Consider the following 15,642-nt stretch of genomic DNA (forward strand, 5'->3'; position numbering starts at 1 on the left):
GCGGGCGTCAGGGCTTGCGGCCGATGCCCGCGTAACCCAGGCGGGCGAGCTCGGCGTCGAGGAAGACGACCGCGTCGGGGTCGGTGAACGGCCACACCACCTCCGGCCCTCTGCCGTTCGCCAGGCCCGGCGGGATCAGCTCGAAGTCGCCGAAGAAGGCTTCGATCTCCCTGCCGGGCCTGGGGCAGAACGGCGAGTTGGCCTGGCGGTAGTACTGCACGATCGGGGCGATGCGCTCAGGCAGGACGTCGCTGCCGACATGCGAGATCGCCAGGTAGCTGCCCGGTGCCAGGGCGTCGCGGTAGGCGGCGACGAACTGGCCGGGCCGCTCCTCGTCGGGGATCAGGTGCAGCAGGAACATCATCAGCACCGCGACCGGCCGGTCGAAGTCGAGCAGCCCGCGCACGTCCGGGTCGGCGAGGATCTCGTCCGGCCTGCGGACGTCGCCCTCCACCATCGCCACCCGCTCGGGGCTGGCGAGCATCGCCCGGCCGTGGGCGCAGACCACCGGGTCGTTGTCGACGTACACCACCTTGGCGTCGGGCGTGAAACGGTGGGCCACCTCGTGCACGTTCTCCTGCGCGGGAAGCCCGGACCCCAGGTCGAGGAACTGCGTGATGCCCTGCCGGCACAGGTACTCCACGAACCGGCCGATCAGCGCGCGGTTCTGCCTGGTGCCGTCGCGCGTCTCGGGCAGCACGCTCAGCACCCGTTCAGCGAGCTCCCTGTCAGCGCGGAAGTTGTCCTTGCCGCCGAGAAAGTAGTCGTACATGCGCGCGGCGTTCGGAACGTGAGGGTCCACACCACTGGGAGCCTGCTCGGTCATGGGCCCCATGATTCCCGATTTCGCCGTCTTGCGGGTCAAACGGCCGGAATTCTCAGCACGAATCGCGCCCCGCCCTCGAAGTCGTCCACCTCGACGCTCCCGCGGTGCGCCAGCGCCACGTCCCGCGCGATGGCCAGGCCCAGGCCGGTGCCGCCCAGGTCGCGGCTGCGCGCCGCGTCCAGGCGGGTGAAGCGCTCGAAGATGTGCTCGCGGTCGCTCTCCGCGATCTCCACCCCGTCATTCTCCACCGCCAGGACGGCGTCGTCGCCCTCCCGCGCCACCACGATCATGACGTAGCTCTCCGCGTGCCGCTGGGCGTTGTCCAGCAGGTTCGTCAGCACCCTGGCGAGCTGCAGCCGGATCCCGCAGACCGCCACGTCGTCCTGTGCCTGCACCCGCACGGGCAGTCTGTCGGAGCGGACGCTCAGCTCCTCCCTGACCAGATCCGACAACTCGACGCGCTCCTTGACCGCGTCCATCCCCGAGCCGATCCTGGCCAGCAGGAGCAGGTCGGTGATGATCGCCTCCAGCCGGTCGGTGTCGCGCAGCGCGCTCTTCACCAGGGCGTCGAGGTCGGTGTCGTGCGGGTAGAGCTGGGCGCTCTCCAGTTGGGCGCGCAGCCCGGCGATCGGGGTGCGCAGTTCGTGCGAGGCGTCGGAGGCGAACTGGCGCTGCTGCCGGGTCGAAAGCTCCAGCCTGGCCAGGGTGCCGTTGATCGACCTGGCGAGCTCGGCGACCTCGTCCGCGCCTTGGGGCTGGGTCACGCGGCGGCTCAGATCGCTGGCGGTGATCTCGTCCAGCTCGCTGCGCATCTCCGCGACGGGCCGCAGCGCCCGCCCGGTGACCAGCCACGTCGCCCAGGCCGCCAGCGCGATCAGCACCGCGATCTGTGAGAACACCACCACTTCCAGCACCCGGGTGGAGAGCACGGCCGGCGTGCTGAAACCCGCGTAGACGGTGGAGGAGTCGCCCGCGGAGGTCATCCTGGCGGCCGTCAGATGGACGCACTCGGTGGGCAGGCAGTTCGTGGTGTTGCTCATCGGGTTGTCCGGCGGCGGCTGGACGTCGCTGAGCCGCGGCAGGTTGCGCGCCGCGTCGCTGGCGGCGAGGACCTGGCCGTCGGGCGCGACGATCTGGATCAGGTCGACGTCGGGGTCGGGCACCGGGATCGCGGAGCCGAGCGGCAGCTGCCCGTTGCGGGCCTCGGCCACCACCTGGGTGGCGGTGTGCGAGGTGCTCTTCCAGACGTTGTTCGTGATGATGGATCTGGACACGACGACACCGCCGATCCCCGCAGGGATCAGCACGAGGACGGCGACGATCGTGGCGATGAGCGTGACGCGGCCGCGAAGGGACTTCGCCCACAGGCGTACCACGCACCGAAGGCTACTAACCGCGATAGCCGCCAAAAGTCGGCTGAAAGGAAAGTTTGTTCCAAAGGCGACAGCGCCGGTGAGCCCTCCCGCGAAGGGCCTACCGGCGCCCGGGATGGTCGCGCGCTCAGGCCGCCGTCAGCACGCCAGCACGCCAGCACGCCAGCGCGCCAGCACGCCGGCACGCCGGCGCGTCAGCGCGGCTGGAGCCAGATCGCGGTGTCGGGCGGGACCGAGCCGTCCTCGGGCAGGGGGCCGCTCGACAGCAGCACCTCGCCCGACAGGCCCAGCTCGCCCAGGGTGACGGGCTCGTCGCCGGCGTTCAGCACCACGGCCAGCGTGTCGCCGTCGCCCGAGGAGCGTTCGAGCGCCAGGACGTCGCCGGGGGAGTCCAGCCAGGTGAGCGCTCCGCCGCCGAGCGCCGGGTGGGACCTGCGGGCCGCGAGCGCGGCCCGGTAGAGGTTCAGCGTCGAGCCGGGGTCGTCCTGCTGCGCCTCGGCCGACAGCTCCGCCCATGAGCCGGGGATCGGCAGCCACGGGTCCTGCCAGCCGCAGCCGGGCGCGCTGGTCCACGGGATCGGGACGCGGCAGCCGTCGCGGCTCTCGCCGATCCGCCGGAACGCAGGGTCCTGGCGCAGCTCGTCGGGCAGGTCGAGGACCTCCGGCAGGCCGAGCTCCTCGCCGTTGTAGAGGTAGGCGGAGCCGGGCAGGGAGAGCATGAGCAGGGTGGCCGCCCGCGCGCGGGCCAGGCCGCCGTGCCGGGTGACGTGGCGGGGCTTGTCGTGGTTCGACAGCACCCAGGTGGTCGGGGCGCCGACCAGCTCCGCCTCCGCCAGCGACTTCTCGATCACGGCCCGGAACGACTTGGCGTGGAAGTCCGCCATCATGAACTCGAAGTTGAACGCCTGGTGCAGCTCGTCGGGCCCGATGTAGCGGGCCAGCCGCTCGGCCGACGACACCCACGCCTCGGCCACCGCCATCCGGCCGCCCGGGTAGGAGTCGAGGATCGGCCGCCACTCGCGGTAGATGTCGTGCACGCCGTCCTGGTCGAAGTACGGCAGCTGCTCGTCGCCCAGCATCTCCGCCTGGCGGCCCTCCTTCGGGCCGACGTCCGGCAGCCCGGCGGCCTTGACCATGCCGTGCGCCACGTCGATGCGGAACCCGTCGACGCCCCGGTCCAGCCAGAACCGCAGGATGTCGCGGAACTCGGCGCGGACCTCGGGGTGGTCCCAGTTCAGGTCGGGCTGCTCGGGCGCGAACAGGTGCAGGTACCACTGGCCGTCGGCCACCTGGGTCCAGGCGGAGCCGCCGAAGATGGACTCCCAGTCGTTGGGCCGGTCGCGGAAGATGTAGCGGTCGCGCAGCCCGGCCTGGAACCAGGGGTGGCGGTCGGAGGAGTGGTTCGGCACCACATCCACGATCACCCTGATGCCCAGCGCGTGCGCGTCCTCGATCAGCGCGTCGAAGTCGGCGAGGTTGCCGAACATCGGGTCGACGTCGCGGTAGTCGGACACGTCGTAGCCGCCGTCGGCCATCGGGGAGGTGTAGAAGGGGCTCAGCCAGATCGCGTCGACGCCCAGCTCGCTCAGGTATCCCAGGCGGCTGCGCACACCGGGCAGGTCGCCCATGCCGTCGCCGTTCGCGTCCGCGAAGCTGCGGGGATAGACCTGGTACACGACGGCGTCCCGCCACCAGTCGTCGTTGCCGAGCATGGGGGTCCTTTCCGGGGATGTGCACTGATGTCCCGTGCAGGATCGCGCGACCGCTCGGGGATGGTCAAGTGTAAGTTGCGGAAAGTTTCAGTTCGGCCCATGAGCCGGGATGTCACCGGGTTCACGAGGTCAAGGGCGTACCCGGAGGGTCTGGATCAGGTAACGCTCTTGCGCAAGTTCTTCCAATTCTTGCAAAGAAACGCTAGCGTCCCGGAGACGTAAGCCGCGAAAGCGGCCGATAACGGCTTCTCGAGCGGCCGCGCGTGGACGTGCCGCCGCTCCCTCCGTGACCTCAGGAGGTCCCATGCGCATGCGAGCTCTGGGCGTGGCCGCCGCAGCGACCCTGGCGTTCGCCGCCGCGGGCTGTGGCGGTTCCGAACCCGCCACCCCCTCGGCGGCCCCCAGCGGGTCCGCGTCCGCCCCCGCCGCCGACAAGGGCAGCGGCAAGCTCGTGATCTGGGCCGACCCCAACCGGGTCAAGGCGCTCAAGCCCTTCGCCGAGCAGTTCGGCACCGAGAACGGCGTGACCGTCGAGGTGAAGGAGATCAGCAAGGACAACCAGGCGACCTTCCTCACCGCCTCCCAGCAGGGCAGCGGCCCGGACGTCATGATCGGCGCGCACGACTGGATCGGCAACCTGGTGCAGAACGGCGCCATCGACCCCGTCAACCTCACCGACGAGCAGAAGGCCGGGTTCTCCGAGATCGCCATCAAGGCGGTCACCTTCAACGGCCAGGTGTACGGCGCGCCGTACGCGGTCGAGAACATCGCGCTGATCCGCAACACCGAGCTCGCGCCCGACGCCCCCGCGACCCTGGAGGACCTGGTCAAGAAGGGCAAGGAGCTCAAGGCCGCGGGCAAGGTCAAGGAGGTGCTCTGCCTGCCCGTCGGGCAGAAGGGCGACGCCTTCCACGTCTACCCGATCTTCGCCGCCGGCGGCGGCTCGCTGTTCGGCGCCACCGCGACCGGCGACCCCGACCCGAAGAAGGTGCTGCTCGGCTCCGACGAGTCGGTCAAGGCGTTCGGCAAGCTGAAGGACCTGGGGGAGAAGGGTGACGGCGCGCTGAAGACGTCCATCACCAACGAGAACTACATCGCCAACTTCGCGGGCGGCAAGTGCGCCTTCCTGATCTCCGGCCCGTGGGCGATGGGCGATGTGAAGAAGGGCGGCTTCAGCTACGACGTCACGCCCGTCCCGTCGTTCAAGGACGGCAAGCCCGCCACCCCGTTCGTCGGCGTGCAGTCGTTCTTCGTGGCGTCCAAGGGCAAGAGCAAGACCCTCGCCCAGGAGTTCGTCACCAACTACGTGACCAACGCCGACGTCGCCAAGGCGCTCTACGCCGCCGACCCGCGTCCCCCGGCGCTGACCGTCGCCCTCGACGCGGTCAAGGCCACCGACGCCGACGCGGGCAAGTTCATGGACGCGGGCAAGTCCGGCTTCCCGATGCCCGCGATCCCCGAGATGCAGGCCGTCTGGGAGCCGTTCGGCATCGCCGAGGAGGCCGTGGTCAAGGGCGGCGACCCGGCCAAGGCCGCGCAGGCCGCGCAGAAGGCCATCGACAGCTCGCTCAAGAACTGACGTCATGGCTCTGGACGTCCGCGAGGCCGCGGAGGCCGAAAGCCCTCCACGGCGGAGCCGGCAGGTCACCACGAGCTATCTGGTGAGCAGGATCGCGGTACTGGCCGTGGCCGCCGCGATCCTGCTCTACGCCGTGCCGCCGCTGGTCGCGGCCGGATCGTGGCCGGCCCTCGCGCTGCTGTGCGCCGCCACCGCGCTCATCGCCTACCTCTACCTGACCCGCCGTTTCATCCCCGCCAAGTACCTGGTTCCCGGCACCGTCTTCCTGCTGGCGTTCCAGGTGTTCCCCGTCCTGTACACGGTGAGCACGGCGTTCACCAACTTCGGCGACGGCCACCGCGGCGACAAGCAGGCGGCCATCACGGCCATCGAGACGGGCTCGGTGCGGCAGGCGCCCGGCTCGCCCGAGTACAACCTGACGGCCGCGCTGAAGGACGGCGAGCTGGTCTTCCTGCTCGTCGACCCGAAGACCAAGCAGGCCGGGGTCGGCACGGAACAGGGGCTGTCACCGCTGGCCGGGGCCCAGGTCGGCGTCACGGGCAAGGTGCTGCGGGCGCCCGGGTTCACCGTGCTCACCGCGCCCGAGGCGGCGGCCAGGGCGCAGCAGATCTCGGCGCTGGCCGTCCCCACCTCCGGCGGGCTGATCAAGGCCAACGGGCTGAGCCGCGCCGTCGAGGGCCGGGCGACGCTCGTCTACGACGCCGGATGCGACTGCGTCCAGGGCGAGGGCGACAGGTGGACCGCCGACGAGGGGCAGGGCTACTTCGTCAACGCCCAGGGCGCGCGGCTGGCGCAGGGCTGGCAGGTCAACGTGGGGTTCGAGAACTTCACCCGGACGCTGACCGACCCCACCATCTCCGGATACTTCTTGGGGGTGCTCGGGTGGAACGTGGTGTTCGCGCTGGTGTCCGTCGCGAGCACGTTCGCGCTCGGCATGGCGGTCGCGCTGGCGCTGCACCACCCCCGCATGAAGGGGACGCGGATCTACCGGATCGTGCTGATCCTGCCCTACGCGATGCCCGCGTTCGCGATGCTGCTGGTCTGGCGTGACATGTTCAACCGCGACTTCGGGCTGATCAACTCGCTGTTCGGCCTGGACGTCGACTGGATGGGCCAGCCGACGACCGCCCGGCTGGCGGTGCTCCTGGTGAACCTCTGGCTCGGCTTCCCCTACATGTTCCTGGTGACCACCGGCGCGTTGCAGGCGATCCCGCGCGAGCTGACCGAGGCCGCCGCCATCGACGGGGCCTCGCCGATGGCCGGGTTCCGCAAGGTGACGCTGCCGCTGCTGCTGGTGGCGCTGACACCGCTGCTGATCTCGTCGTTCGCGTACAACTTCAACAACTTCAACGCGATCGGCCTCACCACCGAGGGCGGCCCGTTCCCCCCTGAGAGCACGCAGGTGGGCGCCACCGACCTGCTGATCACCTACACGTTCCGGCTGGCGTTCGGCACCGGCGGCGCGCAGTTCGGCTTCGCCGCGGCGATCTCGGTGTTCATCTTCGCGATCGTGGCCGTCATCTCCGCGGTGGCGTTCAGGCGGACCCGCAAGCAGGAGGAGGTGTACGCATGAAGCTCGCGCTGAGGCACGCCTTCGTGCTCGTCGTGTGCGCGTTCGCGGTGATCCCGATCCTGTTCGTGCTCTCCGCGGCGATCAACCCGCTGGGCACCCTGGCCTCCACCGACCTGCTGCCCACCGGGGCGAGCCTGAACAACTTCGGCAAGCTGTTCACCTCCGACACCTACCCGTTCGCCCGCTGGTTCTTCAACTCCGTGTTCATCGCGCTGACCGCGTCGTTCGCCAGCCTGCTGCTGTCGATGTGCGCGGCCTACGCCTTCAGCCGGATGCGCTTCCGCGGGCGCCGGGTCGGGCTGCTCGCGCTGCTGCTGATCCAGATGTTCCCGCAGTTCCTCGCCGTCGTGACGATCTTCATGATCTTCACCAGGGTGACAGAGCTGTACCCCGCCTTCGGCTTCGACACCGTGTGGGGGCTCATGCTGCTCTACCTGGGCGGCGCGCTCGGCGTGAACACCTGGCTGATGAAGGGCTTCCTCGACACCGTCCCGAAGGAGCTGGACGAGGCCGCCACCGTCGACGGCGCCACGCACGCGCAGATCTTCTGGCGGATCATCATGCCGCTGGTCACGCCCATCCTCGCGGTCACCGCGCTGCTGGCGTTCATCGGCACCATGAGCGAGTTCATCATGGCCAGCGTGTTCCTGCGCGACTCCGGGAGCAAGACGCTCGCCGTGGGTATGTACGGCATGATCGCGGGGGATCAGCGCAACGCCAACTTCGGCATGTTCGCCGCGGCCACCCTGCTCACCGCGGTACCCACGGTGAGCGTGTTCCTGTGGTTGCAGAAGTACATCGTCTCCGGGCTCACCGCCGGAGCTGTCAAGGGATAGGTCATTTGCGTTACGCCGACGAGCCGCACCACGACGGCTCTCCTCTCTACGTCTCCACCCAGACCCCGTCGCCCGGCTCGCGGGTGACGGTCTGGATGCGGGCGCCCCGCGCCGCCGGCGTCACCGAGGTGCACGTCCGGGCCGTCCACGACGGCGAGCCCCGCTACGTGGCGGCCTCGCCGGTGTCGCGGCAGGTCAGCGGGTACGGCGAGACGGACGTCTGGTGGCAGGCCGAGATCGTCGCCGTCAACCCGGTCACCCGCTACCGGTTCCTGCTGCGCACCTCCCGGGGCACGTCGTGGCTGACCGCGGCGGGGACCGTCACCCACGACGTGCCGGACGCGAGCGACTTCCGCCTGGTCACCCACCAGGCGCCCCCTGCCTGGATGTCCGACGCGATCGTCTACCAGATCTTCCCCGACCGCTTCGCCCGCTCCGGGCCCATGCGCGAGCTGCCCGGCTGGGCGCTGCCGCGCGACTGGGACCGCGACCCGGTCATCCCCAGCGGCCCCGGCACCGCCGAGCAGTTCTACGGCGGCGACCTCGACGGCATCGTCCAGCACCTCGACCACGTCCAGGCGCTCGGCGCCGACACCGTCTACCTCACCCCGATCTTCCCCGCCCGCTCCAACCACCGCTACGACGCCGCAAGCTTCGACCGGGTCGACCCGCTGCTCGGGGGCGACGAGGCGCTGCACCGGTTGTCCGGCGCGCTGCACGAGCGCGGCATGCGGCTGCTCGGCGACATCACCTCCAACCACTGCGGCGACAGCCACGAATGGTTCACCGCCGCCGTCTCCGACGTGCACGCGCCGGAACGGGAGATGTTCTACTTCGACCCCGACACCGGCGACTACGAGTCGTGGTGGGGGGTCAAGACGCTGCCCAAGTTCAACTGGGGCAGCGACCTGGTGCGCGAGCGCGTGCCCGCCGTGCTGAACCGGTGGCTCGGCCCGCTCGACGGCTGGCGCGTGGACGTCGCCAACATGACCGGCAGGCGCGGCGCCGACGACTACAACCACGAGGTCGCCGCCCTGCTCCGGCGCGCCCTGCCGGAGCAGGCCGCGTTCATCGCGGAGCACAACCACGACGCCTCGCTCGACCTCGACGGCGACGGCTGGCACGGCACGATGAACTACGGCGGCTTCACCCGCCCGGTCTGGTCCTGGCTGCGCGGCCCCGACCTGGACCTGGAGCACTTCCTCGGGGTGCCGGGCGGCGTGCCGTCCAAAGACGGGCTCGACACGCTGGCCACCTTCCGCGCGTTCGGCTCGCACATGTCGTGGCGCTCGCTGACCCACTCCTGGCAGCTCCTCGACTCCCACGACTCGCCGCGCGTCCGCACCGTGACGGGCTCGCGCGAACGCCACCTCGTCGCGCTCGGCCTGCAGGCCACCCTGCCCGGCACGCCGATGGTGTTCGCGGGCAGCGAGTTCGGCCTGACGGGGGTCAACGGCGAGCACTCCCGCACCCCGATGCCGTGGAAGCGCCCCGGCGACCAGGACCTGACGACGCTGGCGGCCTACCGGGAGCTGTTCGGCCTGCGCCGCGCCGAGCCCGCGCTGCGCCACGGCGGCCTGCGCTGGCTGCACGCCGACGCCGACTGCCTGGTGTTCGCCCGCGAGAGCGCCGAGGAGACGCTGCTGGTGTGCGCGCGGCGGGCGCCCGGTGCGCCGCTGCCCATCGGCGCCCGCGCAGAAGGCGTCTACAACGCCTCCGACGGGGACGTGCTGCCGGGCGACGGACCTTCGCTGCGGATCTTCCGTCTCGCGCGCTGACACGCTACCGTTGGCGCCTCACCGGTTCGGGGCCCGACCAGACAGTGGTGCGTTCGCATGTGGTTGTTCTCCGTCGCCGTGATGGCCGGGCTCCTGCCCGCCGCCCCCGCCTCCGCCCTCGGGGGCACCACCTACTACGTCGACTCCAGGTCGGGGGACGACGCGGCGGCGGGCACCAGCGCCACCAAGCCGTGGAAGTCGCTCGAGAAGGTCAGCGGCGCCAACCTGAAGCCGGGTGACGCGGTCAGCTTCAAACGGGGCAGCCGCTTCACCGGCACGCTCACCCTCACCGCCGACGGCACCGCGTCCAAACCCATCGTCATCCAGCCGTACGGAACCGGGCCGCTGGCCACGATCAGCGGCGACTCGGGCAACTGCGTCGTCGTCAAGGGCGACCACTGGCGCATCAGCGGGCTGCGCGCCTCCCGCTGCCAGTGGGCCGGGTTCGAGATCGACGGCGACGGCAACGAACTCGTCGGCGTCCAGGCCGACGGGAACGTCGCCGGAGCGTGGGTCACCCCGTCGGGCTCCCGCAACACCATCCGCGACAGCAGGCTGACCGCCAACAACCGGATGAGCGTCAACGACGAGGGAGGCGACAACGACTCGGGCGCGTTCGGCATCCTGCTGCACGGCGACGACAACCTCGTCACCGGCAACACCATCACCGGCAGCCACGCCCGCAGCTACGACTACGGCGTCGACGGGGCCGCGGTCGAGATCTTCAACGGCGACCGCAACCGGATCACGCACAACGTCGCCCGCGACAACGAGACCTTCACCGAACTCGGCGCCCGGGCCGGCGAGAGCGCCACCGGCAACGTGTTCGCGTTCAACGTCGTGACCTCCTCGCTCAACCGCGGCTCCTTCCTCATCACCCGGGGGCCCCGGCACGTCGTCGGCCCGGTCAAGGGGACGGTCGCCGTGAACAACTCCGTCTACCTGCCGGGCCGCGACACGCTCGGCTGGTCCTGCCACGCGGGCTGCTCCCCGGCGATCCTCAAGCTGCGCAACAACGTCATCAAGGTCGGCGGCGACGCGGGCTACGAGGACGGCAAGGGGGCCGACGAGGGGTCCAGCGTCTACCAGAGCCGCACCGCGCACTTCAAGCTCGGCCCCGGCTCCGTCAAGGCCGACCCGAAGTTCGTCTCGCGCACCGACCTGCACCTGCGTCCCGCCTCCCCGGCCCGGGGGAGGGGAACGCGGCTCAGCGCCGGGTGGTTCGGCGGTGACCCCGTTCCCGCGACCCCCGACGCGGGCGCCTACCAACCCTGAGACTCCCAACGGCCGTCGGACGCCAGGGTGGCGAACCTGACCGTGACCGGCGCGCCCGAGACCGCGAACGGGGTCACCAGGACCACGCGGGCCAGGGCCGCCGCCCTGACGGCCTCCTGATCGCCCGGGCCCTCGCGGATCAGGTGCGGGCCGGATGATCAGGGCTGCGACGAACCGACGCCGACGGTGGCAGGCGGCGCACCATGACGCCGACGAGCTGGTCGCTCCGCACGAAGCCGAAGGCCCGGGAGTCCCAGCTGGTGTCCGGGTTGTCGCCCAGCACGACGAGAGCACGCGGAGGCACGACGGTCTCCAGGACGTCGCGCAGCGCCGGGAAGCGCTCTGTCGGCACGGGGTCGCCGGGCGCCGCGGCCACCCGCTTGACGAGCAGCCGCCAGCCGAGATGGTCCCTTTCCGGCAGCTCCGCCTTGGTGCCCGGTTCGGTGCCCGCCTCGGTGCCCGGTTCGAGGCCCGGTGGCGGCTCGTACAGCATGGGCGGGTCGGGAATCCGGACGACCACGATCTGGCCGGTGCGGACCCGCTTCGCCCTGCGGACGAGCAGCCTGTCGCCGGAGTGGAACGTGGGCTCCATGCTGGGGCCCTCAACGGTGGCGACCAGGTAGTTCCGGCGAATCCACCACAGCGAGGCTCCCAGCGCCAGCGCGCCGTACACCGGGAGCAGCAGCTTGCCCCGCTTCACCGGACCTCCTGGTATCCGGCGGCCTGGAGCCGGAAGAGGCGGGCATAGTGACCGTCCGCCGCGAGCAGCGCCTCGTGGGGTCCCTGCTCGGCGATCCGCCCCTCGTGCAGCACGGCGATGAGGTCGGCGTCCCGTACGGCGCTGAGCCTGTGGGAGATGAGCAGGCTCGTACGGCCCGCCCGGTGCTCCCGGATGCGGGTGTGGACCTCGTGCTCGGCCTCCGGATCCAGGCCGGAGCTCGGCTCGTCGAGGATCATCAGGTCCCTGCCGTCGCGGACGAGGGCCCTGGCCAGCGCGAGGCGCTGCCACTGCCCGCCGGACAGCACCACTCCCGTCTCTGCGTCCCCCTTGTCGGCCTCGGAGAAGAAGATGCGGGTGAGCAGTGTGTCGTACCCGCGGGGAAGCCCCGAGAGCGTCTCGTGCACGCCGGCGCGGACGGCCGCCTCCCTGATGCGGGCCAGGTCGCCCAGAGCGGGCAGGTCGCCGAGTCCGATGTTCTCGGCGGCGGACATGTCGTAGTTCATATGGTCCTGGAATACGGCGCTGATCCGCTCGCGCAGCGCGGCGGGAGGGATGTCCCGCAGGTCCACGCCGTCCCACAGAATCCGGCCGCGCGTCGGGTCGTACATCCTGCACAGCAGCCTGATGAGGGTGCTCTTGCCCGCGCCGTTCAGCCCCACGAGGGCCACCGATCGGCCGTGCGGAACCGTCAGATCGACCCCGCGTAGTACCCAGGGGTGCTCGTCGCTGTAGCGGAACCAGACGTCCTGCAGCTCGATGCCCCGGCGCAGGGCGGGTGCCGTGCCCTCGTCGGCGCTCGGCAGGTCCGGTTCGGCCCTGATCACCGCGACGTAGTGCGCGAAGGCGAGCAGTCGCTGGTGGGCGGATGCGATCGAGGAGATGAGCGTGTCCAGCGCGGCCTGCACGCCGCCGACGGCCGCGACGAACATGGCGACGTCGCCGACGCTGAGCGAGCCCTGGCGGGCGACCATGATCGCCCACCACAGCCCGGCGCCGGCGACCACCGCGCTCAGCACGGTGAGGCCGCCTTGGGTGGCCAGTTCGCGGCGGTCCATCCGGGTCTCTGCGGCGTTCGATTCGCGTCGCTCGGCCATCATCCGGGCGCGCAGGAACGCGCCGATGCCGAACAGCCGGATCTCTGTGGCGGCCTGGACGCCGGTGAGCAGCCGGCTGTAGAAGAACTCGCGGCGGTGGATCTGTTCGGTGTCCCACTGCATGGCGGCCCGTCGCCGCGAGAGCAGCAGTTCGGCGACGAGCGCCGGGACGGCTGCCAGCAGCACGATCGCCGTCATGGCGGGGCTGAGGATGAGCAGCGAGCCCACGAATCCGGCGAGTGCCAGGATGCCGTGCAGGCCGCCGCAGACGCCGTTGACGAGGTCGCCGGTGGTCCCTGCCCCCTCCTGAGCCAGCCGTAAGCGGTCGAGGAAGACCGGATCCTCGAAACGCCGGAGACCGACCTGCCGCTCGGCCGCCGCGAACAGCCTGTCGGTCGCCTCTGCTCCGGCGCGGCGCCCGGTCTCTGCGCGCAGGTAGCGGCCGACCCCCGGCAGCGCCGCGGCGGCCAGACCCGCCGCGGCCAGCCCGAGGGCGATCCCGGCGACCGCGCCGTCAGGCGAGGCCAACCGGTCGAGGACGGATTTGGTCAGCCACGCGGTGGCGACAGGGGCCGTAGCCTCTGCGACCGTCACGACGACGTGGCCGGCCACCCCTCCCGGCGCCGACCGCCAGGTCAGCGAGAGGGCCGCCGCGGCGGCCGAGGCCAGCTCCCGTACCCCGCCCTGCCGGATCGTCCCGGGGGCGCTCATGCCGGCGACGCGACGGAGAGGTCCTCCAGGCGCCCGCCTGCGGCGACGACGCGGTGATCGGAACCGAGCAGGTAGAGCGCCGGGGTCCAGGTGTTCTGGAACGCGCCGGCCACCGGGCCGTCGTAGTCCTCCACGATCACGCGGGCCACCGGTTCGAGCGCGGTGACCGCCTCCGGGTCATCCCCTGCGACCACCGCCAGCACGTTCTCCCGTCCGAGGGTGCGGGCGTGCTCGGCGAAGCGGGGGAGCAGCTTGTGGCAGGGTTCGCACCCCGCAGAGAAGAACCCGACCAGACCGGTGACCGTGTCGTGGGAGATCGTCTCACCGTTGACGGTCTCGGCGGTGAACTCGCCGACGGGCGAGCCGGCGCTCAACGCCATGGGGGGACCGGCGGACGGGGCGGTGCCTGCGCCCGTCTGTCTCATCCGGCGGATGAGGGCGAGGGTGAGCAGCAGGTTGAACACGCACAGCAAGCCGATGATCACGACCGCGGCGGTCAGGTAAGGCATCAGGTGTTCCTCGCGAAGAGATCGACGATGTCGTCGAAAGAGACGATCAGAATCGCCCCGATCAGGCCCGCGCCCAGCGCCAAGGCCGTCCCGGCGAGCGCCGGCGAGCCGTCCGGTAGGAGCGCGCCGAGCGAGGCGGCGGCGATCAGCAGGCTGTTGCGGACAAGGTGACGGGCGCCCAGAGGCGCGGCGGACACGCCGAAGCAGCGGCACGGAGCATGCTGTCCACGTCCCAGCGCGACGGCGATCGCCGCTGTGAACGCGACCAGCAACCCGCCGGCGAGCGCGAGCCCGTACGGCGTGGCCGCCGGCACCGCGACCAGGATCGGGACCAGCGCCTCCAGCGCCACCACCAGCGCCGCCAGCGGCCTGCGGGCTCGGCGTGGCACAGGGACGAGCGCGGGAAGCGACTGGGCGAATCCGTCGAAGTCTCGCAGTTTCGACACCGCCGTGACCGCGAAGACCAGGCCCGCCAGGCAGGCGCATCCGATCCGCACGTAGTCCATCCGTTTACCTCCACCGCCGGCGGGCGGTGGCAGCCCACCGCCCGCCGGATGCTAGATCGACTGCGTTAGCACCTGCCGACCTTGACCGTCTGGCAACCCTGGTCCAGGCAGCACTGGCGGAGGTACTTAATACCACCAGAGCAGTAGTAGACGTTGCTGCAGCCCGCCTCCACGGTCGCCTTGTGCGCGACCCGTGCCAGCAGACGATCGACGAGACCGATCATGATCTCTCCTCTCCGGCCTTTCAGCCGAGATGTTGATGATCACGATAATCCGGTCTTCCGAATTACGGCGCAACGGTCGAGATCAAAGTCGCAAGAATCGGGCAAATTATCCAGCTATCCGAACTTTCGGACATGCTGTAATCGTTTCCGGCAGATGCTGAAACCTCCGCTCACACGTAGGGCGGCGACTCCTGGCGGCGCACGAAACCGTGGAGCGACGTGCCAGGCCGGACTCCTCCCCGATCGGACCCGAGTCACGGAACGTGGCCACCGACAGTCAGAACAGCCTTACTCTGGGTCAACTACGGCGGCACTGGCGGAATGTCTCTCGCGATGCCCCCGACATTCCTGCTTTCTGTGTCGATCCGGGGTGCCGACAGACGACGCTACTCATAGAGACAGCCGTATCGGAGCGAAGGGAAGCGAATCATGGACTGGAAGATCGAGGTGATCCCCATTCCCGTGTCGGACGTGGAGAAGGCGAAGCAGTTCTACGGCGAACAGGTCGGGTTCGTGGTGGACCACGACACCCAGGTCAGCGCCGACACCCGGATCGTGCAGCTGACCCCGTCCGGGTCCGCCTGCTCGATCGTGCTGGGGGCGGCCGGCACGCCTCCCGGGTCCGTGCAGGGCGTGCACCTGGTGGTGCCCGACATCGAGGCGGCGCGGGCGGAGCTGGCCGGGCGCGGCGTCGCCGTCAGCGCGATCCAGCACTACGAGAAGGACGGCGGCCAGGTCGAGGGTAAGGGCGGCCCGTGGAACTCGTTCGTGTTCTTCAGCGATCTCGACGGAAACGGCTGGATCCTGCAAGAACGCCCGGCCGAACCTTAGAGTCCCCGGCCCTCGGGGCCCGAGCGCGGGCAGCCTCGCGCACCACCACGATGACCGACCCGAGCCACTTTCGGAGGCGAGCCGTTGGTCGCCG

At 70.6% G+C, this 15,642-nt stretch carries 14 protein-coding genes; 6 read left to right on the plus strand and 8 right to left on the minus strand.

Annotated elements, in window-relative coordinates; translation table 11 throughout:
* Positions 1–7: 7 nt before the first annotated feature.
* The 3 genes from ABZ297_RS30020 to ABZ297_RS30030 all read right to left on the minus strand — a co-directional run bounded on the left by ABZ297_RS30020 (position 8) and on the right by ABZ297_RS30030 (position 3,911).
* Positions 8–826, minus strand: a complete 819-nt coding sequence (locus ABZ297_RS30020) for an SAM-dependent methyltransferase (RefSeq protein ID WP_355352745.1) — start codon at positions 824–826, stop codon at positions 8–10.
* A 35-nt stretch (positions 827–861) separates the two neighbouring features.
* Positions 862–2,202, minus strand: a complete 1,341-nt coding sequence (locus tag ABZ297_RS30025) for an ATP-binding protein (protein ID WP_355352748.1) — start codon at positions 2,200–2,202, stop codon at positions 862–864.
* 191 nt (positions 2,203–2,393) lie between these two features.
* Positions 2,394–3,911, minus strand: a complete 1,518-nt coding sequence (locus tag ABZ297_RS30030) for a glycoside hydrolase family 13 protein (protein ID WP_355352751.1) — start codon at positions 3,909–3,911, stop codon at positions 2,394–2,396.
* 304 nt (positions 3,912–4,215) lie between these two features.
* Between ABZ297_RS30030 and ABZ297_RS30035 the strand changes: the two genes are divergently transcribed.
* From ABZ297_RS30035 to ABZ297_RS30055, 5 genes are read left to right on the plus strand one after another with little or no spacing between them, the layout of a single operon-like run.
* A complete protein-coding gene (locus ABZ297_RS30035) occupies positions 4,216–5,490 on the plus strand; it encodes a maltose ABC transporter substrate-binding protein (RefSeq protein ID WP_355352754.1) in 1,275 nt (424 codons plus the stop codon).
* A 4-nt stretch (positions 5,491–5,494) separates the two neighbouring features.
* Positions 5,495–7,063, plus strand: coding sequence for an ABC transporter permease subunit (locus tag ABZ297_RS30040; protein ID WP_355352757.1), 1,569 nt, complete (start codon positions 5,495–5,497; stop codon positions 7,061–7,063).
* Complete coding sequence (locus ABZ297_RS30045; RefSeq protein ID WP_355352760.1) at positions 7,060–7,899, plus strand: sugar ABC transporter permease; 840 nt, start codon at positions 7,060–7,062, stop codon at positions 7,897–7,899. Before ABZ297_RS30040 ends, ABZ297_RS30045 begins: the two co-directional genes overlap by 4 nt.
* Positions 7,900–7,904: 5 nt before the next feature.
* Positions 7,905–9,677 (plus strand): glycoside hydrolase family 13 protein, encoded by a 1,773-nt coding sequence (locus ABZ297_RS30050; RefSeq protein WP_355352763.1) that lies wholly within the window; start codon positions 7,905–7,907, stop codon positions 9,675–9,677.
* Between the two features lie 57 nt (positions 9,678–9,734).
* Positions 9,735–10,952: a right-handed parallel beta-helix repeat-containing protein gene (locus tag ABZ297_RS30055; protein WP_355352766.1), complete on the plus strand. Its 1,218-nt coding sequence runs from the start codon at positions 9,735–9,737 to the stop codon at positions 10,950–10,952.
* A 139-nt stretch (positions 10,953–11,091) separates the two neighbouring features.
* Here the strand turns inward: ABZ297_RS30055 and ABZ297_RS30060 are convergent, their stop codons facing one another.
* From ABZ297_RS30060 to ABZ297_RS30080, 5 genes are all read right to left on the minus strand, one after another.
* Positions 11,092–11,652, minus strand: coding sequence for a S26 family signal peptidase (locus ABZ297_RS30060; protein ID WP_355352769.1), 561 nt, complete (start codon positions 11,650–11,652; stop codon positions 11,092–11,094).
* Complete coding sequence (locus tag ABZ297_RS30065) at positions 11,649–13,478, minus strand: ABC transporter ATP-binding protein (RefSeq protein WP_355352772.1); 1,830 nt, start codon at positions 13,476–13,478, stop codon at positions 11,649–11,651. Before ABZ297_RS30065 ends, ABZ297_RS30060 begins: the two co-directional genes overlap by 4 nt.
* Positions 13,475–13,987, minus strand: a complete 513-nt coding sequence (locus tag ABZ297_RS30070; protein WP_355352775.1) for a hypothetical protein — start codon at positions 13,985–13,987, stop codon at positions 13,475–13,477. The genes ABZ297_RS30065 and ABZ297_RS30070 overlap by 4 nt, the downstream gene beginning before the upstream one ends.
* Positions 13,987–14,493 carry a MauE/DoxX family redox-associated membrane protein gene (locus ABZ297_RS30075; RefSeq protein ID WP_355352778.1) on the minus strand — a complete coding sequence of 169 codons (507 nt, stop codon included), beginning with the start codon at positions 14,491–14,493 and terminating at the stop codon, positions 13,987–13,989. The genes ABZ297_RS30070 and ABZ297_RS30075 overlap by 1 nt, the downstream gene beginning before the upstream one ends.
* Positions 14,494–14,558: 65 nt before the next feature.
* Positions 14,559–14,717: a hypothetical protein gene (locus ABZ297_RS30080; RefSeq protein ID WP_355352781.1), complete on the minus strand. Its 159-nt coding sequence runs from the start codon at positions 14,715–14,717 to the stop codon at positions 14,559–14,561.
* A gap of 429 nt (positions 14,718–15,146) precedes the next feature.
* Here ABZ297_RS30080 and ABZ297_RS30085 point away from each other — a divergent pair, with 429 nt between their 5' ends.
* Positions 15,147–15,548, plus strand: coding sequence for a VOC family protein (locus ABZ297_RS30085; protein WP_355352784.1), 402 nt, complete (start codon positions 15,147–15,149; stop codon positions 15,546–15,548).
* Positions 15,549–15,642: the final 94 nt, after the last annotated feature.

It is taken from the genome of Nonomuraea sp. NPDC005983, assembly GCF_040614375.1.
In the GTDB taxonomy this organism is placed as follows: domain Bacteria; phylum Actinomycetota; class Actinomycetes; order Streptosporangiales; family Streptosporangiaceae; genus Nonomuraea.